Source organism: Siminovitchia fortis (assembly GCF_003605365.2).
Taxonomy (GTDB): Bacteria; Bacillota; Bacilli; order Bacillales; family Bacillaceae_C; genus Siminovitchia; species Siminovitchia fortis.
The window spans coordinates 190,760-217,222 of the sequence record NZ_QYTU02000001.1 but is presented as its reverse complement, the minus strand read 5'-3'; the positions used below and the strand labels follow the sequence as shown (position 1 = coordinate 217,222).

The 26,463-nt window shown below is 45.0% G+C and carries 27 protein-coding genes; 23 read left to right on the top strand and 4 right to left on the bottom strand.

The window, feature by feature from the left end; translation table 11 throughout:
- The first annotated feature begins 6 nt into the window (after positions 1-6).
- Together rsfS and D4N35_RS01180 are read left to right on the top strand one after the other, a co-directional pair.
- The gene (gene rsfS, locus D4N35_RS01185; RefSeq protein ID WP_120068661.1) at positions 7-363 is read left to right on the top strand and encodes a ribosome silencing factor; all 357 of its coding nucleotides are present in this window, start codon (positions 7-9) and stop codon (positions 361-363) included.
- On the top strand, positions 360-1,106 hold the full coding sequence (locus tag D4N35_RS01180; protein ID WP_120068658.1) for a class I SAM-dependent DNA methyltransferase: 747 nt from the start codon (positions 360-362) through the stop codon (positions 1,104-1,106). Before rsfS ends, D4N35_RS01180 begins: the two co-directional genes overlap by 4 nt.
- Before the next feature lie 211 nt (positions 1,107-1,317).
- Here the strand turns inward: D4N35_RS01180 and comER are convergent, their stop codons facing one another.
- Positions 1,318-2,175: a late competence protein ComER gene (gene comER / locus D4N35_RS01175; protein WP_260842226.1), complete on the bottom strand. Its 858-nt coding sequence runs from the start codon at positions 2,173-2,175 to the stop codon at positions 1,318-1,320.
- A 51-nt stretch (positions 2,176-2,226) separates the two neighbouring features.
- On the opposite strand from comER, the gene D4N35_RS01170 reads away from it, so the two are divergent.
- The 3 genes from D4N35_RS01170 to D4N35_RS01160 are packed head-to-tail and all read left to right on the top strand — an operon-like array spanning position 2,227 to position 5,739.
- Complete coding sequence (locus tag D4N35_RS01170) at positions 2,227-2,844, top strand: helix-hairpin-helix domain-containing protein (RefSeq protein WP_120068652.1); 618 nt, start codon at positions 2,227-2,229, stop codon at positions 2,842-2,844.
- 55 nt (positions 2,845-2,899) lie between these two features.
- Entirely contained in the window at positions 2,900-3,364 is a 465-nt protein-coding gene (locus D4N35_RS01165; protein WP_120068649.1) for a ComE operon protein 2, read from the top strand.
- Between the two features lie 47 nt (positions 3,365-3,411).
- On the top strand, positions 3,412-5,739 hold the full coding sequence (locus D4N35_RS01160) for a DNA internalization-related competence protein ComEC/Rec2 (protein WP_120068645.1): 2,328 nt from the start codon (positions 3,412-3,414) through the stop codon (positions 5,737-5,739).
- Positions 5,740-5,996: 257 nt separating this feature from the next.
- On the opposite strand, the gene D4N35_RS01155 is transcribed toward D4N35_RS01160, so the two are convergent.
- Positions 5,997-6,143, bottom strand: a complete 147-nt coding sequence (locus tag D4N35_RS01155) for a YqzM family protein (RefSeq protein WP_120068641.1) — start codon at positions 6,141-6,143, stop codon at positions 5,997-5,999.
- 294 nt (positions 6,144-6,437) lie between these two features.
- On the opposite strand from D4N35_RS01155, the gene holA reads away from it, so the two are divergent.
- Positions 6,438-7,454, top strand: coding sequence for a DNA polymerase III subunit delta (holA, locus tag D4N35_RS01150; protein ID WP_120068637.1), 1,017 nt, complete (start codon positions 6,438-6,440; stop codon positions 7,452-7,454).
- Between the two features lie 30 nt (positions 7,455-7,484).
- Here the strand turns inward: holA and rpsT are convergent, their stop codons facing one another.
- Positions 7,485-7,748 carry a 30S ribosomal protein S20 gene (rpsT, locus tag D4N35_RS01145; RefSeq protein ID WP_120068633.1) on the bottom strand — a complete coding sequence of 88 codons (264 nt, stop codon included), beginning with the start codon at positions 7,746-7,748 and terminating at the stop codon, positions 7,485-7,487.
- Positions 7,749-7,892: 144 nt separating this feature from the next.
- Here rpsT and gpr point away from each other — a divergent pair, with 144 nt between their 5' ends.
- From gpr to D4N35_RS17965, 14 genes are all read left to right on the top strand, one after another.
- Positions 7,893-9,044: a GPR endopeptidase gene (gene gpr, locus D4N35_RS01140; protein ID WP_430722754.1), complete on the top strand. Its 1,152-nt coding sequence runs from the start codon at positions 7,893-7,895 to the stop codon at positions 9,042-9,044.
- Positions 9,045-9,134: 90 nt separating this feature from the next.
- Entirely contained in the window at positions 9,135-9,479 is a 345-nt protein-coding gene (locus tag D4N35_RS01135; RefSeq protein WP_120068627.1) for a DUF3679 domain-containing protein, read from the top strand.
- 119 nt (positions 9,480-9,598) lie between these two features.
- A complete protein-coding gene (lepA, locus tag D4N35_RS01130) occupies positions 9,599-11,431 on the top strand; it encodes a translation elongation factor 4 (protein ID WP_120068624.1) in 1,833 nt (610 codons plus the stop codon).
- Between the two features lie 52 nt (positions 11,432-11,483).
- Positions 11,484-12,614, top strand: a complete 1,131-nt coding sequence (gene hemW, locus D4N35_RS01125; RefSeq protein ID WP_120068995.1) for a radical SAM family heme chaperone HemW — start codon at positions 11,484-11,486, stop codon at positions 12,612-12,614.
- A gap of 114 nt (positions 12,615-12,728) precedes the next feature.
- On the top strand, positions 12,729-13,760 hold the full coding sequence (gene hrcA, locus D4N35_RS01120; protein ID WP_120068993.1) for a heat-inducible transcriptional repressor HrcA: 1,032 nt from the start codon (positions 12,729-12,731) through the stop codon (positions 13,758-13,760).
- A gap of 116 nt (positions 13,761-13,876) precedes the next feature.
- Positions 13,877-14,491: a nucleotide exchange factor GrpE gene (grpE, locus tag D4N35_RS01115; protein ID WP_120068621.1), complete on the top strand. Its 615-nt coding sequence runs from the start codon at positions 13,877-13,879 to the stop codon at positions 14,489-14,491.
- A gap of 33 nt (positions 14,492-14,524) precedes the next feature.
- Positions 14,525-16,366, top strand: a complete 1,842-nt coding sequence (gene dnaK, locus D4N35_RS01110) for a molecular chaperone DnaK (RefSeq protein ID WP_120068618.1) — start codon at positions 14,525-14,527, stop codon at positions 16,364-16,366.
- Positions 16,367-16,505: 139 nt separating this feature from the next.
- Complete coding sequence (gene dnaJ, locus D4N35_RS01105) at positions 16,506-17,627, top strand: molecular chaperone DnaJ (RefSeq protein WP_120068615.1); 1,122 nt, start codon at positions 16,506-16,508, stop codon at positions 17,625-17,627.
- A gap of 15 nt (positions 17,628-17,642) precedes the next feature.
- Positions 17,643-18,575 (top strand): 50S ribosomal protein L11 methyltransferase, encoded by a 933-nt coding sequence (prmA, locus tag D4N35_RS01100; protein ID WP_120068613.1) that lies wholly within the window; start codon positions 17,643-17,645, stop codon positions 18,573-18,575.
- Between the two features lie 15 nt (positions 18,576-18,590).
- Positions 18,591-19,343: a 16S rRNA (uracil(1498)-N(3))-methyltransferase gene (locus D4N35_RS01095; protein ID WP_120068610.1), complete on the top strand. Its 753-nt coding sequence runs from the start codon at positions 18,591-18,593 to the stop codon at positions 19,341-19,343.
- A gap of 4 nt (positions 19,344-19,347) precedes the next feature.
- Positions 19,348-20,697 (top strand): tRNA (N(6)-L-threonylcarbamoyladenosine(37)-C(2))-methylthiotransferase MtaB, encoded by a 1,350-nt coding sequence (gene mtaB, locus D4N35_RS01090; RefSeq protein WP_120068607.1) that lies wholly within the window; start codon positions 19,348-19,350, stop codon positions 20,695-20,697.
- Positions 20,698-20,757: 60 nt separating this feature from the next.
- The gene (deoC, locus tag D4N35_RS01085) at positions 20,758-21,414 is read left to right on the top strand and encodes a deoxyribose-phosphate aldolase (protein ID WP_430722755.1); all 657 of its coding nucleotides are present in this window, start codon (positions 20,758-20,760) and stop codon (positions 21,412-21,414) included.
- Between the two features lie 106 nt (positions 21,415-21,520).
- Positions 21,521-22,972, top strand: a complete 1,452-nt coding sequence (locus tag D4N35_RS01080) for a carbon starvation CstA family protein (RefSeq protein WP_120068604.1) — start codon at positions 21,521-21,523, stop codon at positions 22,970-22,972.
- Positions 22,972-23,121, top strand: coding sequence for a hypothetical protein (locus D4N35_RS17965; protein WP_164876247.1), 150 nt, complete (start codon positions 22,972-22,974; stop codon positions 23,119-23,121). The genes D4N35_RS01080 and D4N35_RS17965 overlap by 1 nt, the downstream gene beginning before the upstream one ends.
- A 73-nt stretch (positions 23,122-23,194) precedes the next feature.
- Here D4N35_RS17965 and D4N35_RS01075 read toward each other — a convergent pair whose 3' ends face one another.
- On the bottom strand, positions 23,195-24,121 hold the full coding sequence (locus D4N35_RS01075) for a Na/Pi symporter (RefSeq protein WP_120068601.1): 927 nt from the start codon (positions 24,119-24,121) through the stop codon (positions 23,195-23,197).
- Between the two features lie 168 nt (positions 24,122-24,289).
- Between D4N35_RS01075 and rpsU the strand changes: the two genes are divergently transcribed.
- The 3 genes from rpsU to D4N35_RS01060 all read left to right on the top strand — a co-directional run bounded on the left by rpsU (position 24,290) and on the right by D4N35_RS01060 (position 26,443).
- Positions 24,290-24,460 (top strand): 30S ribosomal protein S21, encoded by a 171-nt coding sequence (rpsU, locus tag D4N35_RS01070; RefSeq protein WP_120068597.1) that lies wholly within the window; start codon positions 24,290-24,292, stop codon positions 24,458-24,460.
- Between the two features lie 15 nt (positions 24,461-24,475).
- Positions 24,476-24,922, top strand: coding sequence for a GatB/YqeY domain-containing protein (locus D4N35_RS01065; RefSeq protein ID WP_120068594.1), 447 nt, complete (start codon positions 24,476-24,478; stop codon positions 24,920-24,922).
- Positions 24,923-25,141: 219 nt separating this feature from the next.
- The gene (locus D4N35_RS01060) at positions 25,142-26,443 is read left to right on the top strand and encodes an NfeD family protein (protein ID WP_120068591.1); all 1,302 of its coding nucleotides are present in this window, start codon (positions 25,142-25,144) and stop codon (positions 26,441-26,443) included.
- The last annotated feature ends 20 nt before the right edge of the window (positions 26,444-26,463 follow it).

Here is a 26,463-nt window from a genome sequence, read left to right as displayed (position 1 = left end):
TAAAATTTGGATTCAAAAGCACTTTTAAAAACGGTGGTAAAAGCTGCCGATGACAAAAAAGCGGAAGATATCGTTGTCCTGAACATGCAGGGGGTTTCGCTCATTGCGGATTATTTTCTCATCTGCCACGGGACATCGGAAAAACAGGTGCAGGCGATTGCACGGGAAATGAAATCGGCTGCAGAGAAAACGGGCCTGGATGTCAAGAGGATAGAAGGCTTCGAGGAAGCGAGATGGGTTTTGATTGACATGGGCGATGTGATTGCCCACGTGTTCCATAGAGATGAAAGAAGTTATTACAATCTTGAGAGGCTTTGGGGAGATGCGCCGATTGAAAATATCCAAAAGGAATTGGCTCCGTGAGTTATGAACAGATGGCGTATGTATATGACCACTTGATGGCTGATGCGCCGTATGAGAGCTGGGTCCGGTATTTATGCGGGGAAACGGAGCGCTTTCAGGCACCCGGCAGCCGGGTGCTTGATTTAGGCTGCGGAACGGGAGAGCTGTCCATCCGCCTGATCAAGCGGGGATTCGATGTGACAGGAGTGGATATGTCAGAGGATATGCTGGCTGTTGCGGCTGAAAAAGCAGCTGAAGAAGGCGTGGTTTTTCCCTTATTCCAACAGGATATGAGCAAGCTCGGGGGATTGCCGGAATGCGACATTGCCACCATATTTTGCGACGCCCTCAATTACCTGTCAAAGCCCGAAGAAGTGAGGGACACCTTCCGTCATGTACACCGGCATTTGGCAGCGAACGGTATGTTTTTATTTGATGTTCATTCCATTTATCAGATGGAACAAATTTTTTCAAACCAGACATTTACGTGGAATGAGGATGAAATTGCCTATATATGGAACTCTTTTCCAGGAGAAGATCCCCATTCAATTGAGCATGATTTGACCTTTTTTGTTTTAGACGAAGAATCAGGACTGTATGGCCGGATCGATGAGTTTCACAAGCAGAGGACCTATCCGGTGAGTGATTATTTGGATTGGCTCCATGAAGCCGGATTTGATGTTCTTTCCGTCTCCGCAGATTTTAGCAGTGACCCTCCGGAAGAAACGTCGCGGCGCATCTTTTTCTCATGCAGAAAAAGATAGGGGGAGGAGTGTCACGTCCTCGAAAAAGCTTACGCTTTTTCTTCGTGCGATGTAATGCTGCCGTAGCTTTCCTTATCCTGTGGCTTCGGCGGCACTAGGACATCCAGTCCGTCGCCGCCGGCCCAGCTCCCCGCAGTTGCCGCAGCCCAACTGCAAGGTTTAAAAATTTTATAAAAAAACAGAAGGGATTTTGCTTTAAATATAGAATAAGTTATGAGTTGAATTTTTTCTGGATATGAAATGCTTCATCAGCAAATTTTTTATGTGTGGCACGGAAAAGTTTTTCAAACATCTCCCCTTTTTCCTGCTCCAATACAGCAATTCCTTCCCCTGTAATACCTCCTTTGACACAAACTTTCTCCTGCAAGGCGGGAAGGGTATAATGTTTTTGCTTTAAAAGCTCTCCCAGTCCGATCAGCATGTTTTCCGCAAGCATGGTTGCCGTATCTTCATCAATTTTCGTTTCTGAAGCAGCCGCCTCAATCAAGCTTCTTGTCAAAAAACTGATAAAAGCAGGACCGCAGCTTACAATATCCGACGAAACCCGAATAATGCTTTCGTTTATTTCAAGCGGGACGGATACTTTGGATAACATCTCCCACAATTTATCTTTCCAATGATTTTCACATTTATTTCCAAATGTAAACAAAGATACTCCTGCCAGAGCCCTGTTTGTGATGCTTGGAATGATCCTTGCACACGATGCATCAACCATTTCTTCCAGCCACGTCACCTGAATGGGGCTGGTGATCGACACAAGACATTTTTCCCGACTAAATAAAGCGGCTTTTTCTTTTATCAAAGAAATGATATCTAATGGCTTCACACAAATGAAAATAATGTCCGATTGCTTGATCACTTCATCCGGGCTGTTTTCCACCGTGATGCTCTTATAGATATGTTTAAGCCTGTCAGCTTTAGATTTTGTCCGATTTGTAACAATGAGATCCGAAGGAGAAACCGCTCCGCCAGTGATCAGGGCCTCTAGAAGAATGGTTCCCATGTTTCCTGTTCCTATAATTCCGACCTTCATGCTGTTCCCCCCTTCAACTTTTCTATTCCTGACAATGTATGCTTTAGCAATTAAAAATATTCATATGAGAAAGGCAGGCAAGTTGAAATGATTTGGCTGGAAAAACATAAAACGATATTAATTAGCGGTGTTGTGGCTGTACTCGCGGTTTTTCTTTTTATAAGCAAACCTAAAGATGAAATGGAGGCTAAGAATGCAGCGGCATTGCAGACAGTGATGGAGGAGAAGGCCGAAAAACCTATTGAAGAGGAGGAGGAGGTTGAAGCGGGACCCGTTTTTGTAGATGTAAAAGGGGCTGTTTCTCTTCCGGGGCTTTATGAGGCGAAAGAGGGCGACCGGGTTCTCGATGCCATCGAACACGCCGGAGGGCTATTGGAAACCGCCGATGAAAAGCAGATCAACTTTGCTCAAAAAGTGCACGATGAAATGGTCATTTATGTACCGGAAAAAGGTGAGACCATCGAGGATGCTCCACCCGTGATGGCAGCCCCTTCAAGCGGGCAGACAAATGGGAAAGTGAATATCAATCGCGCTGAGTTATCGGAGCTTGAGACCCTTCCGGGAATCGGTCCGGCAAAAGCACAGGCAATTATTGATTACAGGGAACAGCAGGGGCCTTTTAAAAAGGTGGAAGACATACAGAATGTATCAGGAATCGGTGAAAAAACATTTGAAAAACTGCAGGAGTCGATTTCTGTCAATTGACTGATGTGGAGATAAGCCGATAAACTAAAGAAAATGTCAAAAAAGGGAGCAGCTTATGGAAAGAATATCGTGGAAACAATATTTTATGGCTCAAAGCCATTTATTATCATTCCGAAGCACTTGTACGAGACTTACGGTCGGCGCCACCATTGTCAGGGATAACCGGATCATCGCAGGTGGATATAACGGATCGATCGCCGGCGGTGTCCATTGTATTGATGATGGGTGTTATGTCATTGACGGGCATTGCGTCAGGACGATCCATGCCGAAATGAACGCGATCATCCAATGTGCAAAATTTGGGGTTCCGACCGATGGAGCGGAAATTTACGTGACGCATTTCCCTTGCCTCCAGTGTACGAAAGGGATCATCCAGGCGGGAATCAAAGCAGTCTATTACGCAGAGGATTATAAAAATCATCCGCATGCAATCGAGCTGTTTGGGGAAGCCGGCGTCCATACGGAACAGGTGCCGCTCGACCGTGACATCTTTATGAAATTTGCCTATGCAAATGAATAAGAACGGTGCATGACGGTCCCATCACAATCAATCGAAAGGAGGAAAAAATGTCTGGAAAGTGGGTTTACATGGCGCTGGCAGCTTTTACCGGCGTCCTGCTTTCTTTTGAACTTCATTTGATTCCCATCCTCATATCATCATTAGGGATGATCAGGGTTATTCATCGTGAAAGCTTTAAATTGCTTACCCTTTACATTACATGTATGCTGTTTTTCTATTTTGTCAGTGAACGCGTGAAAACAGCAAACGTTTCCCAATACGAATCCCCTGCTAAAATTCAGGCGGTTGCTCTGACATTCAAAGAATATCCGCAAATTGACGGTAATCGGCTGAAAGCCGTTGCAATAACCCCGGATAAAGAAAAATTTATGCTCCTATATAAAATCCCTTCAGAAAACCAAAAAAATGACCTGATGCACAATCTGCGTTCCGGATTGACCTGTATCATGGACGGTCAATTGGTGCGGCCCGAAGCAAATCGAAATGAGCATGCTTTCAATTATGAACTATATTTAAAAAGAATGGATATCCACTGGATTTTCGAGCCGGACAGCATCACCGCCACCGATTGTCATTTAAACAAGGCATCTCCTGCAGGCGTTTTGCAAAATATGCGGGCATCAGGCATTCAGACGATTGAAAACAAATTTCCGGAAAAGCTCGCTTCATATGCGGCTGCACTTATTTTTGGTGAAAGATCGCTCATTTCGGAGGAGGCCGACCGTTCCTATAAACAGCTTGGAGTCGTGCATTTACTCGCCATATCCGGTCTTCATGTCGGCATTATTGCCGGGAGCGCCTTTTTTCTGTGCATAAGGTCAGGCATGACAAGAGAGTCTGTCTTTTGGACACTTTTCATTTTTCTGCCGGGATATGCAGTCCTAAGCGGCGGAAACCCTCCCGTCATCAGGGCAGTCATTATGGCCATCCTGCTTTTGTCCTCAAAAAAATGGCGTCTGCCGCTGTCCACATTGGATATTTTTTCGCTTAGTTTCATTTTATTCCTGATTTTTGACCCCTTGCTGATTTATCATATCGGTTTTCAGCTCTCCTACGCCGTCACCTTTGCTTTGACATTATCATCAGGTTACTTTTTCCGCAAAAATGAGCAAGCCCTTTGGCAAATGATAAACATATCGGTAGTTTCCATGCTATCTTCTTTACCTGTCCTCTCTTATCATTTTTATGAATTTTCTTTGATCAGCATTGCGGCAAATCTCCTTTTTGTCCCGTTTTATACACTTATACTTTTGCCCGCTGTTTTCATCCTTTTTGCCATCTCATTTACGGGCTCTCCAATTTTTAATATGGCTGCTGCGGTAGTCGACCGGGTTGTACAACTGTCGGAAAAAATAGCATCCGCAGCCGGCTCCTTGCCATTTTCAGTTATATTGACGGGAAAACCATCGACTTTGGGCATGATTTTCATTGTAAGCGGCATCCTTGCTTTTTTCGTTCTGAAGGAAAAAAGGATCCATCCACTGAAATGTGCGCTGCCCCTTATCTTCATTTTAATTTGCCATTCTGCCATCCAGAAGTATTCGGCTTATGGAGAAGTGGTTTTCATTGACGTGGGACAGGGCGACAGTATTTTGATCAAGCTTCCCTATAACCAAGGAATTTACATGATCGATACGGGCGGACAGCTCAGCTTCCCTGTTGCCGAATGGCAGGAAAGAAGGAAGCCGTTCAAGGTGGGAAGAGATACGCTGATTCCTTTTTTAAAAAGCAAAGGGATCAGCCGGATTGATAAACTGATTCTGACCCACAGTGATGCCGATCATATCGGAGCGGCCGATGAACTGATCGGAGAATTGGAGATAGGAGAAATATTAATCAGCCCAAATTCCTGGATAAAGCCGATCATGGCGGATGTCGTAAATAAAGCCTTCAAAGAAAAGATAGCAGTGAAAGAAGTAAAAGCTGGGTATGGGTGGGAAAACAAATCAGGATCATTTCATTTTATTTATCCATTTGATGATGAATATGAAGGGAATGATGATTCACTTGTCCTGTATGCATCGTTTGGGAGGATTGACTGGCTTTTTACCGGCGATTTGGAAAAAGGCGGAGAAGAGGAAGTACTATCAAGATACAGCCGGCTTGATATTGATGTCTTAAAGGTGGGGCATCATGGGAGCAGGGGCTCGTCCAGCGAGCCATTCATTCAAATGATAAAGCCTGAGTATGCGATCATTTCAGCGGGAAAATCGAACAGATATGGGCATCCCCATGCTGAGGTCCTGGAAATTTTAGAGGAAGAAAATATCCGAATATTCCGGACCGATGAGCACGGGGCGATTCACTATCGGTTTACATCCAAAGGGGGAACCTTTAAGACGGTGCTGCCATATGATAGTGAGAGAAATCCTTAAAGGAAAAAGAAGAAGCTTGCGAACCGCAAACTTCTTCTTTCTTGGAGTTAAAGAAAGTTTAAAATTTTACTGAATTTTCTCTTGAAACAAAGGTTACGTAATGTCCAGCTCCAGCGCCTAGCCTCGCAAGGATCAAGCTGCTTCCCTGTTCGCTTACGAACTGTTCCTCGGAAATCGTCTTGTTTGCCCGCGCTGAGCAAGGCGCTTGCGCTTTTCTTAATGAATAATTGCATGATTGCGGCAAGGCCGCTTTTCGATTACTTCCCAAGCACTTCGATTACTGTACCAATCACAAAAATGGCTGTGAAGAATACAAATGATACAACGAAGCCGACCCCGGAATCGATGGCATCATTGCGCTTGGACTGTACATTTTGTTCAAATTCGAATTCAGATTCTCTCACAACTACCCCTCCTATTTCCACTATAGTATAGATGAAGCCTTAAAAAAAATCCACTTTCCTTTTACCTCTGTTGACAAGAGTTGACACATATACTTTTATTGCTTGTGGTCAAACTATCCTTACGGCACGTTACTCCGCTTTTGGATAAGTGTCCTAGGCCTTATTCAGAAGCGTTCAATATAGATCAGGGGGCTTTTTCCTTCGGGTAAAGTCCCCATTGCCTCTTGTCAAAACTCTTCACTTTCCTTACGATGAATATATCCATGAAAGTTGGGAAAGTGAGAAGAATGTCGTATGAGTATAATGAAAAACATTAGAAACAAAACATTTTCGCCAATATACTTATTATACGGAAAAGAATCCTTTTTAATCAATGACGTTAAACAAAAACTGATGGCGAACGTGTTAACGAATGGCAGTGAAGAATTTAATTATTCAGCCTATGATCTTGAAGAAGTACCGGTGGAGCTTGCAATAGAAGATGCGGAGACTTACCCATTTTTAGGTGAAAAAAAACTGGTTATCGTACATAATCCTGTTTTTTTGACTGCTGTGAAGCAAAAGGAAAAGGTGGAGCATGATCTGAAAAGGCTGGAGAAATATGTAAGCGACCCCGCCCAATATACAGTAATGGTTTTCATTGCCGATTACGAAAAGCTGGATGAGAGGAAAAAAATCACTAAACTTCTCAAGAAGCAGGCGGAAATTTTGGAGGCCAAGCCGCTGAACGAGCCCCAGTTAAAAAATTGGATCAGGGAACGTGCTGCTTTCCATCATGCCGAAATAGAGGAACCGGCTGTCGATACATTAGTTTTCATGACAGGCAATGACTTGATGGCCCTTAATGAAGAACTGATAAAGCTGTCTCTGAATGCAGGCGAAAAAGGCTTGATAACCGAAGAAATGGTCAAAAGGCTTGTCTCACGATCTTTGGAACAGAATGTATTTGCTTTGACAGAGAGCGTCGTCAAGAGGGAAAGTGGTGAGGCCCTTCGCATCTATTTTGACCTGATGAAGCAAAACGAGGAGCCGATTAAAATACTCTCCCTTATTGCCGGACAGTTCAGGCTTATATATCAGGTGAAGGAATTGACAGGCCGGGGATACAGCCATAAACATGCCGCCGGCTTGCTGAAAGTGCATCCTTACCGGGTAAAATTGGCAGCAGGCCAAGCCCGTTCTTTTTCAAACGAAGAACTGAAGGCAATCATCGATTTGATTGCGGAATGCGACCTGAAATTAAAAAGTGGAGGACTGGATCGATCCGTTGCGGTGGAATTGCTGTTGATGAAGATCATGCAAGAAAAATAGAAAAACGACCTGTTGAAGGTCGTTTTTTGATTAAGCGCCAATTGCACTAAGTTTTTTAGCCAAGCGAGCTTTTTGGCGGTTGGCTGTATTTTTATGAATGATTCCTTTTGTGACAGCTTTGTCCAATTGCTTGACTGCATTTTTGAAAAGATCTTTCGCGTTTTCATCATTTTGTGCAGCAGCAGTTTCAAACTTTTTGACGGCTGTACGCATTGCTGATTTAAATGCTGCATTTTGTTCGTTTTTATATTCATTGATTTTTACACGTTTAATCGCAGATTTAATGTTTGGCATTTCGTTCACCTCCTGCAGACCATTCGATTTGCCCATTCGTTATCCAATAGAACAAGAGTATTTTACCAAACGGGCTTCAATATTGCAATATTAAATGATAATCCGTCTTGCCTTTGTGAATGAATCATCCCATGAACGGAGAAGATGAATGATAAGACGACCAGCGAGGAGGAATCTTGTACATTGAAAGATAATGAATTGGATTTAAGCCGGTATAACGTCAGGACTGATTTGGCAAAAGAAGCATTTGAAATGGCTGTCGGCCAATTGGAAAAAAAGGGGCAGCGTGAAGTAAACGGAGTCATGGTGGAAGAGCGGGATCGGGACGGGGTAAAAATCTCCTCTGTTAAAATAACCCCCGAAGGTGAGGAACAGATTGGAAAAAAGGCCGGGAATTATGTAACGGTTGAGGTGCAAGGGATCAGAAGCCAGGACACTGTCCTTCAGCAAAAGGTGCAGGAAATTTTTGCAGCGGAATTCAGCCGTTTTTTAATGGAGCTGGGCCTGCCAAAATCAGCGAGCTGTCTTGTTGTCGGCCTTGGCAACTGGAATGTAACACCTGATTCGCTTGGACCGAGAGTGTGTGAACACTTAATTATTACGAGGCACCTGTTTGAACTTGAGGTGCAGAATGTTGACGAGGGCTATAGGCCAGTCAGTTCCATTTCCCCTGGAGTGATGGGGATCACAGGAATTGAGACGAGCGATATCATTTTTGGGGTAGCCGAAAAATCAAAACCGGATTTTATTATAGCGATCGATGCGCTTGCATCCCGTTCTATTGAAAGGGTCAATTCAACCATCCAAATTTCAGATACCGGTATCCACCCGGGCTCAGGGGTCGGCAACAAAAGAAAGGAACTGAGCAAAGAGACGTTGGGGATACCGGTAATCTCCATTGGTGTGCCGACAGTGGTCGATGCCGTAACCATTACAAGCGATACGATTGATTATATTTTGAAGCACTTCGGAAGGGAAATGAAAGAATCGGGTCAGCCTTCAAGATCGCTGGCGCCGGCGGGCCTGACATTCGGCAAAAAGAAGAATCTTACGGAACAGGATTTGCCGGGCGAGGACCAAAGGAAAACATTCATGGGAATTGTCGGGATGCTGGATGATGAAGAAAAAAGAAGGCTGATCCACGAGGTACTGGCACCGCTTGGGCATAACCTGATGGTTACGCCAAAAGAGGTGGATGTATTTGTTGAAGACATGGCTAATCTGATTGCTGCAGGTTTAAACGCAGGGCTCCATACGTCTGTCGATAAAAAAGATGCCGGATTTAAAACCCGGTGATGGACTTCGGTGATGGACTTCCCGGTTCTATTAATGCTCTCACTTACATAAATAATTAATAGAGTAAGCTCCAGACGGAGGTGAGGCGGTTTGGTTAAGTTTATGTTGAAATTTCTGCTTTTGGCGCTTGTCCTGTTTGTGGGAGTCTTTATCGGCATGGAAAAAGCCCACCAGGGAATGCAGGGCATGAAAGGGTATGAAGATACGGCGCTTCCGCCTCCGGTCCATATAAGCGAGAGTGAGGATGGGAAAATCGAGGCTGCCTTTTTGGGGAATGAAATTGACCATGCAGAGGAATTTGCCAAGAAAAAGAAAGAACTGGAAGATATTGAAACTTACAATTTTTTCTCTTCCATGGGAAAAGCGCTGTCTTCATTTGTAAAAGAGACTGCGAAATTTTTGATAGATTTTATTATGAACCTTTTTAAGGGCTAAATGTTTGATTCACATGAAAAATTGCGCATATTCTTATATGTGCTTTTTTTTGTGAATTGAGAGTGGGGCTGATATAATCTAACCTAGTGGACATGTGCCTATCAACAGGAGTGAGAAAAATGAACCATACTGACAGACAGAAAAGACAAGAAAAAATCCGCAACTTTTCAATTATTGCCCACATCGACCATGGGAAATCCACTTTGGCTGACCGCATCCTTGAAAAGACAGAAGCCCTGTCCTCAAGGGAAATGAAGAACCAATTGCTGGATTCCATGGATCTGGAACGGGAGCGGGGCATAACAATAAAATTGAATGCAGTCCAATTGACATATAAGGCAAGGGATGGAGAGGAGTATATCTTTCATTTGATCGATACTCCGGGGCACGTCGATTTTACGTATGAAGTATCAAGAAGCCTGGCTGCCTGCGAAGGAGCCATCCTTGTTGTTGATGCTGCGCAGGGCATCGAAGCCCAGACACTTGCCAATGTATACCTGGCGCTGGACAATGACTTGGAAATTGTCCCTGTCATCAATAAAATCGACTTACCGGCAGCTGATCCTGAAAGGGTCCGGAAGGAAATTGAAGATGTCATCGGTTTGGATGCGTCAGATGCAGTGCTCGCCTCCGCAAAAGCGGGGATCGGGATTGAAGATATATTGGAGCAGATAGTCGAAAAAGTACCGGCGCCCGCAGGGGATTCCGAGGCTCCCTTGAAGGCCCTCATATTCGACTCGCTTTATGATGCCTACCGGGGAGTGATTGCTTCCATCCGGGTAATGGACGGCACAATCAAGGCCGGTGATAAAATCCGAATGATGGCAACAGGCAAGGAGTTTGAAGTGGCCGAGGTCGGCGTTCATGCGCCAAAGCCGATGCTCGTCGATGAATTGACTGTCGGGGATGTCGGCTTTGTGACCGCATCGATCAAAAACGTGGCTGACACGCGTGTGGGGGACACGATCACAGGCGCAGCGAATCCCGCGGATGAACCGCTTCCAGGTTACCGGAAAATGAATCCGATGGTTTTCTGCGGGCTTTATCCCATCGATTCGGCTAAATTCAACGATTTGAGAGAGGCCCTCGAAAAGCTTGAATTGAATGATTCGTCCCTCGAATACGAGGCGGAAACATCACAGGCGCTCGGCTTCGGATTTCGCTGCGGCTTCCTGGGCCTTTTGCATATGGAAATCATCCAGGAGCGGATCGAACGCGAATTTAAAATCGACTTGATCACCACTGCCCCCAGTGTAATATATAAGGTTTACATGAATGACGGGACGCAAGTTTCGGTTGATAACCCCGCCAATATGCCGGATGCGCAGAAAATAGACAGGGTCGAAGAGCCGTATGTAAAAGCATCGATGATGGTGCCGAATGATTATGTAGGGGCCGTCATGGAATTGGCACAGGAAAAGCGGGGGCATTTCGTAGATATGCAGTATCTGGATGAAATCAGGGTAAATGTCGTCTATGAAATTCCACTTGCAGAAATCGTCTATGACTTCTTTGACCTTTTAAAATCCAACACGAAGGGCTATGCTTCGTTTGACTACGAACCGATTGGCTACAAACCGTCCAATCTTGTGAAAATGGACATTTTGTTAAATGGAGAAAAGGTAGATGCCCTCAGCTTTATTGTCCATAAAGATTTTTCCTTCGAACGCGGAAAAGCCATTGTGGAAAAATTGAAAGAACTGATTCCGCGCCAACAGTTCGAGGTGCCTGTCCAGGCGGCAATCGGCCAGAAGATCGTCGCAAGGTCCACCATCAAGGCGATGCGGAAAAATGTTCTGGCGAAATGTTACGGTGGAGACATCTCCCGGAAACGGAAACTTCTTGAGAAGCAGAAAGAAGGGAAGAAACGGATGAAGCAAGTGGGATCCGTTGAGGTTCCGCAGGAAGCATTCATGGCTGTCTTAAGAATGAATGATTCCGGGTCTAAATAAGACGCAATCAGCCCAATTTTCGCCAATCAAGTTGAACAAGGTCGTGAAAAAAATGTATTCAGCCTATATCCATATACCTTTTTGTGAGCATATATGCCACTACTGCGATTTTAATAAATTTTTTATGCACGGCCAGCCGGTGGATGAATACCTCGGAATGCTGGAAAAAGAATTCGAATTATATAGAGACCGGTTTCCGGATATGAGACTGAACACTATATTTGTGGGCGGCGGTACGCCAACTGCCTTGAACGAAAGACAGCTGGACGCGCTTTGCTCCGCAATTCGAAAACACCTCCCTCTATCTGAAAATGGGGAATTCACTTTTGAAGCCAATCCCGGTGATCTTACCAAAGAAAAACTGGAAGTATTATCAAATTATGGCGTCAACAGACTCAGCTTTGGCGTCCAATCGTTCAATGATGAACTGTTAAAAAAAATAGGCCGGTCACACGAAGTGGAGGATGTCTACCGTTCTATCGACCAAGCCCGGCAGGCAGGATTTTCAAATATAAGCATCGATTTGATTTACGCATTGCCAGGCCAGGCGATGGAAGACTTTTCAGATACTCTCAAAAAGGCCATTGAACTGGATCTTCCGCATTATTCGGGTTATTCCCTCATTGTTGAGCCGAAGACGGTCTTTTATAATTTGTTGAGAAAGGGAAAGCTTAATTTGCCGGGGGAAGACCAGGAAGCGGCAATGTATGAAATATTAATCGAACAGATGGAAAAAAGCGGTTTGCAGCAATATGAAATAAGCAATTTTTCAAAACCGGGTTTCCAAAGCATCCATAACCTTGTTTATTGGAACAACGATGAATATTTTGGTTTTGGCGCCGGTTCCCATGGATATGTTAACGGTATACGGTACTCAAATTACGGGCCTTTGAAAAAATATATGGAGCCATTAGGGAAGGGCCTTCTCCCGATATTCGAAAAACATGAAGTGACGGATCGGGAAAAGATGGAAGAAGAGATGTTTCTCGGCTTAAGAAAAAGGACAGGAGTCAGCATTTCCCATTTCAAAAAGAAGTTTTCAATCAATCCAAAGGAATTATTCCAAAAGCAGATCGAGGATTTGAAATCTAAAGGCTGGGTTGAAGAGAAGAACGACAATATTCGACTGACTCACCAAGGCCTTTTTCTTGGAAATGAAGTGTTTCAAACGTTTCTTATTTAATCAAAAGCCACTTGTAAAACGAGTAATTATTCGTTGACATCAATGGGTCATTTTGTTACTTTTATATTAGATTTAGCACTCACTGGTACAGAGTGCTAACAGAGGTGATGAATGGTGCTTACAGATCGTCAACTACTCATACTGCAAGCCATTATTGATGATTTTATCAGGTCTGCCCAACCCATCGGCTCGGGGAAATTGTCGAAAAGGGAAGAAATAAATCTAAGTTCGGCAACGATCCGCAACGAAATGGCAGATTTGGAGGAGTACGGATACATTGAAAAAACCCATACTTCATCGGGGCGTATACCGTCTGAGAAGGGGTACAGGTATTACGTTGATCATCTATTGGCGCCGGAAATGCTCCGTGCCCACGAGAGACAGCTGATCCATTCCATCTTTGCAGAGAAGATTTATGAGCTCGAAGATATTGTACAGCGATCTGCCAGCGTTTTGTCAGAGCTGACAAACTACACCGCCATACTCCTTGGCCCTGCAGTCAAGGAAAACAAACTGAAGCGCATGCAAATTGTTCCGCTTTCCGGTGAAAAAGCGGTTGCCGTCATCATAACGGATACCGGCCATGTGGAAAACAAGATATTTTCCCTGCCGGAAAACTATGCGCCAGGAAATGTTGAGAAGCTCGTCAATATTTTGAATCAAAAGCTTGCCGGAGTGCCGATTTCGGAATTAAAGGCTAAAATTGAGTATGAAGTGGCAGAAATTTTGAGGCAGAATATCCATCAATACGATAAGCTGCTGAAGTCTATTTTAAAAACACTGGATATGCCGGGCAATGAAAAAATATTTTTCGGCGGAAAGACAAATATGTTAAATCAGCCGGAATTCCATAATATTAATAAAGTCCGGTCATTGATGAACATGATCGAAAAGGAAGAGGGGATCTATGAGCTTTTCAAGCATATTCCCCATGGGATACATGTAAAGATCGGAAAAGAAAATAAAAACATGGCCATGGAAGACTGCAGCCTTATAACCGCAACTTACTCCATTGGACAAGAGCCTGTCGGAACAATTGCCATTTTGGGACCCACCAGGATGGAATATTCCAGAGTGATCGGCCTGCTTGACTTTTTAAGCAGGGATATGAGCGAAGCATTAACAAAAATGTTTAACGAAAGTTAGGCGAAAAAGCTAGAATGGGAATTAGCGATTTGCTAATTTCCCTTCTTTATTGAAAAAAATCCGTCTGTACGTCGATGGACAGGCGCTTACGCTTTTCTTTTAAGGAGGTGAAGACATTGCACGAAGAATCTAAAGAAACGTTAAAGCCGGAAGATTTGAATCAAGAAGATACGGCAATAAATAATGATGTTAAGCCTGAAGACCAAAGCGGTCAAGAGAATGAACAAGCTGACAGCATCCAGTCTCCTTCAGATCGAGAAGATGAACGGGAACAAGAGCTGGCAAGTAAAATCAAGGAGCTCGAAGCACAGCTTGAAGAGAAAGAAAACCGCTATTTGCGTCTGCTTGCAGATTTTGATAATTTCCGCCGCCGTACCAAGCTTGAAAGGGAAGCGGATGAAAAATATAGAGCACAGCACTTGATCACGAATCTTCTTCCTGCAATTGATAACTTTGAAAGAGCCATGCAGATCGAACCTGATAATGAACAGACAAAAGCGCTGCTTGAAGGAGTTGGAATGGTTTATAGAAGCATCATTGAAGCTTTAAAGACCGAAGGTGCCGAGCAAATTGAGGCAGTTGGCAGCGAGTTCGATCCAAACCTTCACCAGGCGGTCATGCAGGCCGAGGAAGATGGAACAGAAGAAAATATCGTGTTGGAAGAATTCCAAAAAGGATATATATTGAAAGATCGAGTCATCAGACCAGCAATGGTCAAAGTGAGCAAATAGCCAGGTACATATTGTTAAGGAGGTTATGTGAGCATGAGCAAGATCATTGGTATTGACTTGGGAACGACAAACTCATGTGTGGCAGTGCTTGAAGGCGGGGAACCGAAAGTAATTCCAAATCCGGAAGGAAACCGTACATCCCCTTCGGTCATTGCTTTTAAAAATGGTGAGATTCAAGTTGGGGAGGTTGCGAAGCGCCAGGCCATCACCAACCCTAATACAGTCATATCCATCAAACGCCATATGGGTACGGATTATACGGAAGAGATTGAGGGGAAAAAATATACGCCCCAAGAATTATCGGCGATGATCCTTCAATATTTGAAATCATATGCCGAAGACTACCTGGGCGAAAAAGTGGAAAAAGCAGTCATCACTGTTCCGGCTTATTTCAACGACTCACAGCGTCAAGCTACGAAAGATGCCGGCAGAATTGCCGGCCTTGAAGTAGAAAGGATCATCAACGAACCGACCGCAGCGGCACTTGCATACGGACTGGAAAAAACAGATGAAGACCAGACGATTTTAGTATATGACCTGGGCGGCGGTACATTTGACGTTTCCATTCTTGAACTGGGCGACGGCGTATTTGAAGTGTTGGCGACAGCCGGAGATAACCGCTTGGGCGGAGATGACTTTGACCAGGTCATCATTGATTACCTTGTACAGGAATTTAAGAAGGACAACGGGATTGATCTTTCCCAGGATAAAATGGCTCTGCAAAGGTTGAAAGATGCTGCGGAAAAAGCGAAAAAAGATTTGTCTGGAGTTACGCAGACTCAAATTTCACTTCCGTTCATCACGGCTGGAGAGTCAGGACCGCTCCATCTTGAAGTGACGTTGACCCGGGCGAAATTCGAGGAAATGTCATCCGGACTTGTGGAAAAAACAATGGCTCCTACACGCCAGGCTATCAAAGATTCCGGAAAAACAGCCTCGGAGATTGATAAGGTCATCCTTGTCGGGGGTTCTACACGGATTCCGGCTGTTCAGGAAGCGATCCGCAAGGAAACTGGCAAAGATCCCCATAAAGGGGTGAATCCGGATGAAGTAGTGGCAATGGGTGCGGCCATTCAAGGCGGCGTATTGTCCGGAGACGTTAAAGATGTGGTGCTTCTTGACGTCACACCGCTATCACTTGGAATTGAAACAATGGGCGGTGTCTTCACTAAATTGATCGAAAGAAATACAACGATCCCGACATCCAAGCAGCAGGTATTCTCCACTGCCGCCGACAACCAGACAGCTGTTGATATTCATGTACTGCAGGGTGAGCGTCCGATGGCTGCAGACAACAAGACGCTCGGAAGGTTCCAATTGACTGATATTCCGCCCGCGCCCCGCGGCATTCCGCAAATCGAAGTTAAATTCGATATCGACAAAAACGGTATCGTGAACGTAAGCGCCAAAGACCTTGGAACCGGCAAAGAGCAGAACATCACAATCAAATCTTCTTCAGGCCTTTCAGAGGAAGAAGTTGAGCGAATGATCAAAGAAGCCGAGGAAAATGCGGAAAAAGACAAGAAGCGCCAAGAAGAAGTGGAACTTAGAAACGAAGCTGACCAGCTGATCTTTACAACAGAAAAAACTTTAAAAGAACTTGAGGGTAAAGTGGACGAAGCGGAGGCCAAGAAAGCAGAGGAAGCAAAAGATGCATTGAAGGCCGCAGTTGAGAAGAATGACACAGCTGAAATCCGTGAGAAGAAAGATGCCCTTCAAGAGATTGTCCAAAACCTTTCCGTCAAGCTGTATGAAGAAGCTGCGAAACAAGCGCAAGCCCAGCAGGGTGGCGGGGAAGAGGCAAATACCGCCGGAGACGACAACGTCGTTGATGCGGAATTTGAAGAAGTTAACGATGACAAAGAATCAAAATAAAAATGCTGCCAAAGTCAAAGCCCGCTGCACGGGCTTTGACTTTTATTTCATTATCCGGAATAAGCGTGTTTCTTCTTTCATTGTATAAGTCAAATATGGTAAAATGAACGCTATGTGAATAATTCGGGAGTGTGGAAACATGAGCAAAAGGGACTATTATGAAGTGCTTGGCGTATCGGAAAACGCTTCTAAAGATGAAATAAAAAAAGCCTATAGAAGGCTCTCAAAAAAATATCATCCGGATATAAACAAAGAACAGGGCTCTGACGAAAAGTTCAAGGAAATAACGGAAGCCTATGAAGTGTTAAGTGATGATCAAAAAAGAGCCCAGTACGACCAGTTCGGACACGAAGGACCCCAAGGCGGATTCGGCGGGTTTGGAGGCGGAGCGGATTTTGGCGGCTTCAGCGGATTTGAGGATATTTTCAGCACCTTCTTCGGGGGAGGCCGCAGGGATCCCAATGCGCCAAGGCAGGGGGCTGATTTACAGTATACGATGACACTCACTTTCGAAGAAGCCATCTTCGGAAAGGAGACTGTCATTGAAATCCCCAGGGAGGAAACATGTGACACTTGCAACGGATCAGGTGCAAAACCCGGGACAAATCCAGAAACCTGCCATCATTGCCACGGAACAGGCCAGTTGAACATTGAACAGGAAACACCATTCGGAAGGATCGTCAACAGGAGAGTTTGTCAGCATTGTCATGGAACGGGTAAAATCGTCAAAGAGAGATGCGGCACATGCCATGGGGAAGGAAAAGTAAAAAGAAGGAAAAAAATCAATGTCAAGATACCCAAAGGGATTGACGACGGCCAGCAGATGCGTGTGGCGGGCCAAGGGGAGCCGGGCGTAAATGGAGGCCCTCCCGGGGATCTCTTTATCGTCTTTCATGTAAGGCCGCATGAATTTTTTGAGCGGGACGGGGATGACATCTATTGTGAAATGCCGATTACTTTTGTCCAGGCTTCACTCGGTGATGAAATAGAAGTCCCGACACTCTATGGCAAAGTAAAGCTGAAAATACCTGCAGGCACCCAGACTGGAACGAGATTCAGGCTGCGTGACAAAGGTGTACAAAATGTACGTGGATTCGGAAAAGGCGATCAGCATGTACTCGTTAAAATTGTTACCCCGACGAAGCTGAACGAAAGGCAAAAAGAACTGCTCCGCGAGTTTGCGGAAATAAGCGGGAACGCGCCTGATGAACAGGACGAAAGCTTTTTTGGAAAAATGAAACGTGCTTTTAAAGGCGATTAAGAATGGAGCAGTCAAATGCATTGGACTGAAATCAGTATACTTACTGCAAATGAAGCGGTGGAACCGATCAGCCATATTTTATACGAGGCGGGCGTCAGCGGATTGGCCATCGAAGACCGGGCCGACTTTTTGCGGGTAAGGGAAAACCGGTTTGGGGAAATATATGAACTGGACCCCAATGACTTTCCTGAACAAGGAGTCATCATCAAAGCTTATCTTCCCAAAACTTCGAAACTAAATGAGACACTGGATAGAATCAAACAAAATATTTCAAACCTCAAAGAGTTTGGCATTGACATAGGAGAGAATAAAGTCAACCTTTCTGATGTCAAGGAAGAAGATTGGGCAACAGCCTGGAAAAAGTATTATCATCCTGTAAAAGTCTCAGACCGCTTTACAATTGTCCCGACATGGGAAGAATATACGCCGGAAGAGGATGAACTGATTATAGAACTTGACCCTGGCATGGCATTTGGAACTGGAACGCATCCGACAACGGCCATGTGCATACAGGCACTTGAAAAGACCGTGAAAAAGGGCGACACCATCATTGATGTGGGGACTGGTTCCGGGGTATTGAGCATAGCAGCCGCATTGCTCGGCGCAAAGGAAGTAAAAGCGCTGGACCTGGATGAGGTGGCTGTGGAAGCGGCGCGCCAAAATATTTCTCTGAATCATGTGGATGAAACAGTAACGGTTGAGCAGAATGACCTTTTAAACGGAATCACTGAACAAGCGGATGCCGTTGTTGCAAACATATTGGCTGAAGTGATCATTTCCTTTGCCGATGACGCCGCGAGAGCAGTTAAAAAGGGCGGCTTTTTCATAACCTCCGGCATTATTGAGCAAAAGTTTGATGATGTGAAGGTGGCGCTTCAAAAGGCAGGCTTTACAATTGAAGAAACGATTAAAATGAAAGATTGGGTCACATTTATTGTCAGGCGTTGAACTAGAGGTGAAGAAATGCAGCGGTATTTTATAAATGAGCCGTTTAATGGGCAGACAACGGCCGTTATTTCCGGTACAGATTTCCATCATATTACCCGCGTCATGAGAATGAAGCAGGGGGATCCCCTTTATGTGGTCTTTGGCAGTGGAGAGGCCGGAATAGGAATTATAGAAGGAATTCGTGATGCCAGCGTAGAAATCCGGATTGCGCAATGGGAGAAAAAATCAAATGAGCTCCCGGTTTACGTGACGATTGCGAGCGGGCTGCCCAAAGGGGATAAATGGGAGTGGATCATTCAAAAAGGGACGGAACTGGGCGCTTCACAATTTGTCCCTTTCATTGCTGCCCGCTCCGTTGTAAAATGGGAAGAGAAAAAAGCCCCGAGAAAGCTTGAGAGATGGAAAAAAATAGCGAAAGAGGCGGCAGAGCAATCCCATCGCCAAAAGCTTCCGGAAATTTCGCAGCCTTTTTCATTCAAACAGCTTCTTGCATTGGGGGACAAATTTGACCATAGGGCGGCTGCATATGAGGAAGCGGCGAAAAATGGAGAAAAAAGCGGCTTGGCACATATGCTTTCTTCCGCTGAACCCGATAGCCGTATTTTGTTGGTTTTCGGTCCGGAAGGCGGGTTTGAAGAAGAAGAAACGGAGCAGCTGCAAGCTCATGGTTTTGATTTGGTCGGGCTGGGCCCAAGGATTTTAAGGACGGAGACAGCTCCATTATATGCATTATCCGCTGTTTCCTATCATTTTGAATTAATGAGGTGATCTAATGTCTCTCGTGGCATTTCATACATTAGGCTGCAAAGTCAACCACTATGAAACGGAAGCCATTTGGCAGCTGTTTAAACAAAATGGATATGAACGGGTGGAATTCGAAGAGACCGCTGACGTTTATGTCATCAATACATGCACGGTCACCAATACAGGTGATAAAAAAAGCCGCCAGGTAATCCGCCGTGCGATTCGTAAAAACCCTGATGCCGTCATTTGCGTGACAGGGTGTTATGCCCAAACATCACCGGCGGAAATCATGGCGATTCCCGGTGTAGATGTCGTTGTCGGGACACAGGATCGGGTAAAAATGCTTGATTATATTGAGCAGTATAAGAAAGAACGCCAGCCGATCAATGGCGTAGGCAATATTATGAAAAATCGGGTGTATGAGGAATTGGATGTTCCGTCATTCACCGACCGTACGCGCGCTTCCCTGAAAATTCAGGAAGGCTGCAACAATTTCTGTACGTTCTGCATCATTCCTTGGGCGCGCGGACTCATGCGTTCCCGCGAACCGCAGGAAGTCATCCGCCAGGCACAGCAGCTTGTAGATGCAGGGTACAAAGAAATCGTGTTGACCGGCATTCATACAGGCGGTTACGGGGAAGACATGAAGGATTACAATCTGGCCGCTTTGCTCCGGGATTTGGAAGCAAACGTAAAAGGGTTGAAAAGACTCAGGATTTCTTCCATTGAAGCAAGCCAGTTAACAGATGAGGTCATTGATGTCATCGACAGATCCAATCTGGTTGTAAGGCATTTGCACATCCCGCTCCAATCCGGTTCAAATACCGTTTTGAAGAGAATGCGCCGCAAATATACAATGGAATTTTTCGCCGAGCGCCTGGAACTCTTAAAGAAAGCATTGCCTGATCTGGCGATCACCTCTGATGTTATCGTCGGGTTTCCTGGTGAAACAGAAGAAGAATTTATGGAGACGTACAATTTTGTAAAAGAACATAAATTTTCAGAGCTGCACGTTTTCCCTTATTCCATGAGAACGGGGACACCGGCAGCCAGAATGAAGGACCAGATCGATGAAAGTGTGAAGAATGAGCGCGTTCACCGCTTAATCGCGCTTTCCGATCAATTGGCAAAAGAATATGCCTCAAGATTTGAGGACGAGGTTCTTGAAGTCATTCCGGAGGAGCCGTTCAAGGATGATCCTGACAGCGGCTTATATGAAGGGTACACGGACAACTATTTAAAAGTTGTGTTCCAAGCGGCCGAAGAAATGGTCGGCAAGCTCGTCAAAGTCAAAATAACAAAAGCGGGATACCCATATTGCGAAGGGCAATTTGTTCGTGTAATGGATGAAGATGCCCCGGCTTCTATGGTAGTATAAATGAAACTGCAGCGATGGCTGCAGTTTTTTTCAACAATAAAAACCAGGAGAGGATATAAGATGATTCCAAATAATATGGCCCAGATGATAGATCATACTTTATTAAAACCTGAGGTGACAAAGGAACAGATCTTAGCTTTGTGTGAAGAAGCCAAAGGACATCAATTTGCCTCCGTTTGTGTCAATCCGGCTTGGATTGAAGATGCGGCAGCCCTTTTAAAAGGAACGGATGTCAAAGTTTGTACGGTCATCGGATTTCCGCTGGGAGCCTCTACTCCTGATGTAAAAGCATTTGAAACGAAAGACGCCATTGATAAGGGCGCGCAGGAAGTGGATATGGTGATCAATATCGGAGCATTGAAAAGCGGAAATCTGGCCCTTGTTGAAAACGATATCCGGGCTGTCACGGCTGCAGCGAAAGGGAAGGCGCTTGTCAAGGTGATCATTGAAACATGCCTATTATCTGATGAAGAGAAAAAGGTTGCCTGTAAAATTGCAAAGAAAGCCGGAGCCGATTTTGTTAAAACCTCGACGGGCTTTTCAAACGGGGGTGCAACAGAACGGGATGTGAAGCTCATGCGTGAAGCCGTCGGCAGCCAAATGGGAGTGAAGGCATCCGGAGGTGTCCGCTCACATGAGGACGCTGTAAAGATGATCAATGCCGGAGCAACCAGAATAGGGACAAGCTCTGGTCCAAAAATCGTCAATATGCAATGAATTGCCGAACGGAAAAATTGGGGCCGCGTTAATTGCCGGCCTCCATTTTCTTTAGTATACTATAAATGTAAACGCATTCATTCTTTTTAATAGAAGGGGGAGGCTTATGTATACATTTTTAGCAGGGATTGTCCTTTTAATACTAGGGTATTTTACCTATGGAAAATTTGTTGAAAAGGTTTTTGGTGTGAAAGAGGAACGGGCTACGCCTGCATATGTAAATGCTGATGGCGTGGACTATATTCCGATGAGCACCTCCAAGAACTCTTTGATTCAGCTTCTTAATATCGCCGGTACCGGTCCTGTTTTCGGTCCGATCATGGGGGCGCTTTACGGACCCGTGGCTTTTATCTGGATTGTAATCGGGGCCATTTTTGCCGGGGCTGTCCATGACTATCTGACCGGCATGATTTCCATCCGCAACCGCGGAGCTCATTTGCCTGAACTTGCCAGCAAGTTTTTAGGAAAAGTGATGAAGCATGTCGTCAATGCATTTGCGGTCTTGCTTCTTCTTTTGGTTGGTACTGTTTTTGTTTCAACACCGGCAAGCCTTCTTCATGTTTTAATGAATGGGAAGGTTGCGCTCGGGATAATTATCGCCGCCGTTTTCTTTTACTATATTTTGGCTACATTGATGCCTATTGATAAAATTATCGGGCGTCTTTATCCTTATTTCGGGGCGCTGCTTTTAATCAGTGCAGTTGGAGTGGGAATAGGGATGGTAGTAACAGGGGCACCAATCCCTGAACTGTCTTTGCAAAATTTCCATCCTGATCATTTGCCGGTTTTCCCATTAATCTTTTTCACGATTACTTGCGGAGCGCTCTCCGGCTTCCATGCAACACAAACACCGATCATTTCGCGTACGACACAGAAGGAAAAACAAGGCCGTAAAATTTTCTACGGTATGATGATTGCGGAAGCCATCATTGCAATGATCTGGGCCGCTGCAGGAATGAGCTTATTTGGCGGTTATGATGGGTTGAATGATGTATTGGCAGCCGGCGGTCCTGGTGCAGTTGTAAGTGAGGTTTCTGTTGCAATGCTCGGAGCGATTGGCGGTACGCTTGCTGTCCTCGGAGTTGTCGTTCTGCCGATTACCTCAGGGGACACAGCTTTCCGAAGTGCCCGCATGATCATTGCAGAATACTTTAATATTGCCCAGAAGAAATTCAGCAGCCGCTTGTGGATTGCTGTCCCGCTCTTTGCCATTTCGGTTGTGCTGACACAGATCGATTTTAACGTACTTTGGAGATATTTTAGCTGGGCAAACCAGTCGACTGCAGTCATTGCTTTGTTTGTAGGAGCGATGTATCTTTACGTGGCAAAGAAAAATTACTTTATTTCGCTGATTCCCGGGACATTTATGCTGATAATGGTCATCACATATATTTTAAATGCGCCAATCGGCTTTAATCTTCCAATGAATGTTTCTTGGATAGGCGGCTTTATCGGCTCCGCCATACTGGTGGCCCTCTTCTTTGCTGCAGCGAAGAAAAACCGTGCAAATAATCTTCCGCTTGAAGACGATATCTCTAATTGGAACAGGGTGGCGTAATGGGATGCTGCAGTCCGGAGTATCGCAAAGTGGTCAATGAAAAAGAAGAAAAGGTGAACGAAAAGGGGAGGGAGTCCCTTCCCCCTTATGTCAAGATTCTCAGTGTAGTCATCACTGCAGGCGCAGTTGCGATAGCTGTCATTTTATGATGTTATAAAAACTGTCTAGTAAAAATGCACGTGAATCGCCGCGTGCATTTTTGGGCATAAATTTTCAACGGTTTCATTGTTTCTTTTTATGAAGTTTCATAATGAATCGTCCAAACTGATTGGCAAATGGAAGCACAGCCGCTGAACAAATGATATTGAATATGACACTGGCATGGGCCAGCTGGGTTTCCGGATTTGAAGTCAGAGAGATGCTCCATTCGGCCAAATTAGATATGAACGGCAAAAAGGCCAGCACTCCGATAATATTCAGCCACAAATGTGCATAGGCAGTAAGCCGTGCTTCATTTCCCGCACCAATACCCGCTAATAGTGCTGTGGAACAGGTGCCGATATTGGACCCCATCATAATCAGGATGCCGGTTTCCAGGCTGAAAACGCCTGATCCGATAAAACTCATGGCAATGCCTGTCACAACGGTACTTGACTGGATGACAGCCGTCAGTATAACACCAATCATAAAAGCGGAAAACATACTCCCTTCCATGTGGCCGATCAAACTATGTACATGGCCGATGCTTGTTAAGGGACTGGACAGCCAGCCGAAGCCGTTCATAGAGGCAAAAATAATGCCGATTCCCATAAAAATAAATCCGGTGCTTCTAATTTTGACGCTTCGAAAGAACAGGCAGAAAGTACCGGCTGATAAAAGCGGAATGATGACGACAGATAAATCAAAGGACAGAATTTCTAAAGTGACGGTAGTCCCGATATTTGTTCCAAGCACAATGCCGATCGTCTGGGGAAATGTCAAAATCCTGGCGGATACAAGACCGACGGCAATGACTGTCACGGCTGAACTGCTTTGAAGGATGACTGTCATGAAGATGCCGGCGATCATGCTTTTTAACGGTGTGCTGGTTGCATTCCGGAGCCAGCGTTCAAGTGCGCTTCCCGATAAATTGAAGAGCCCGATTCTCATCCAGGTCATGCCGAGCAAGAAGCAGCCGGCCAATAAAAAAAATAAAAAAATGTAGAGCATGTCCTCACCCCTATTGAATGATATGGGATCAAACCCACGGACATGCGAAAAAATCAAATACCATGCTCAATCCGTTGACCTGAAATAAGTGTTATAATATAATTGCTAAGTACATGGATTTTGTTCCATTGGCATGTGATCGCTACGTTCGGAGGGAGGGAAAGTTAGATGTCAAAAACAGTAGTTCGCAAAAATGAATCTCTTGAGGATGCTCTTCGCCGTTTTAAACGTACTGTTTCCAAAACAGGGACCCTACAAGAATTTAGAAAACGCGAGTTTTATGAAAAACCAAGCGTTAGGCGCAAGAAAAAATCTGAAGCCGCAAGAAAACGCAAATAATAAGAGGGTGGACCAATGAGTCTTCTTGATCGATTAAACGAAGATATGAAGCAGGCGATGAAAAGCAAAGAAAAAGAAAAGCTCTCTGTCATTCGCATGCTCAAGGCTTCATTGCAAAACGAAGCAATCAAGCAGGGCCATAAGCAATTATCAGAAGATGAAGAGTTGACAGTCCTTTCTCGCGAAGTGAAGCAGCGTAAAGATTCCCTCCACGAATTTGAAAAAGCTGGACGTGAAGATCTCGCCCAGAAAATTAGAGAAGAACTTGAATTTGTTAGTAACTATATGCCGGAACAGCTGTCCGAAGAAGAAGTGGAAGAGCTCGTTCGAAAAGCGATTGCTGATACAGGAGCTTCAACCAAGGCTGATATGGGCAAAGTGATGGGTGCCTTGATGCCTAAAGTAAAAGGAAAAGCGGACGGAGCACTCGTCAGCAGGCTTGTCCAACGGCATCTGTCATAAACAGGAATGAAAGCCGGAAAGCTTACGCTTTCCGGCTTTGCTGTTGGGGACCGGTGTTACATAATATCTCTTTCCCGAGGAACCGTCCTGTTTGGACGCCCGACACGGCGTTCGAGCATTTCTTGAAAATTTCAGGTATAATTGGAAGGAGAAACTTTGAAACTTTTTCCCTTGCAAATCGTAATGTAAATGACGGGTTTTTGAAGGGAGGGGATATTGTTGAAAAGGATTTTTGCTTCAGTTTTTCTCATTTTGGCGGGGCTCATATTAATTCTTCCCGTTCAGGCCGAAGGCAAGGAAAAGAATGTATACGTCATCCCGATCAAAGATGATGTCGAAAAAGGCCTTTATGCTTTTTTGGACAGGGCCATCAATACGGCAGAGAAAGAAAATGCGGACCTGATCGTTTTTGATATGAACACTCCAGGAGGCGCAGTGGATGCCGCCCGTGATATTGGAAACAGGATTGCCAATGCGGATGTGAAAACGGTCACATTCGTAAATTCATGGGCCATTTCGGCAGGTTCGTATATAGCCCTTCATACAGATAAAATCTATATGACGCCAAATGCTGTCATGGGCGCAGCTGCCGTCATTGACCAGCAAGGCAACACTGCCGGTGAAAAAGCTGAGAGCATGTGGCTTGCTGCAATGGAAGCCGCCGCGAAAAGGAGTGACCGTGATCCCGAAATCGCCAAGGCGATGGCCAGCAAGAAAATTGATCTTCCTGATTTGAAAGAAAATGGGAAACTTTTGACACTTGAAGCCGACAAGGCGTTGAAGGTGGGCTATTCTGAGGGGACCGTCAACAATATGGATGAATTGCTCAAAGACCTGGGAATGGAGGATGCCAAGGTCCATACGATCAAGCCGGCTTTTGCCGAATCGCTTGCAAGGCTGATTACCAATCCTGTTGTTGTTCCGATTCTTTTGACAATTGCAAGCCTTGGGCTCGTACTTGAACTGTATACCCCTGGTTTCGGACTGCCGGGAGGAATGGGAATTTCCGCATTGCTGCTGTTCTTTTATGGGCACTATGTCGCAGGCTTTGCCGGATATGAATCCATTCTATTGTTTGTTTTCGGGCTCATACTGATTGCTGCGGAAGTTTTTGTTGCAGGTGGAATATTGGGAATCCTGGGAACAGCCGCGGTCATTGGCAGTATGCTGCTTGCGGGTGAAGACGTCATCCAAATGGGAATGTCCATTGTCACTGCCCTGGCACTAGCGTTCCTATTAATTATTATCATGTTAAAGGTGTTTGGTAAGAGAGTGAATATATTTAGGAAATTCATATTAACCGATTCGACGAATACAGAAAGCGGCTATGTCTCAAATGTAAACAGATTGGAATTAATCGGCCACGAAGGAGTAACAGTCACACCGTTAAGGCCATCCGGAACGGTCAAGATTGATGATGAACGACTTGATGTTGTTGCGGACGGCAGCTTTATCGAAAATAACACGAAAGTGAAAGTTGTGAAAGTCGAAGGATCACGAATAGTCGTTCGCCCTGTTTAATGAAAAAATTGAGGAGGAAA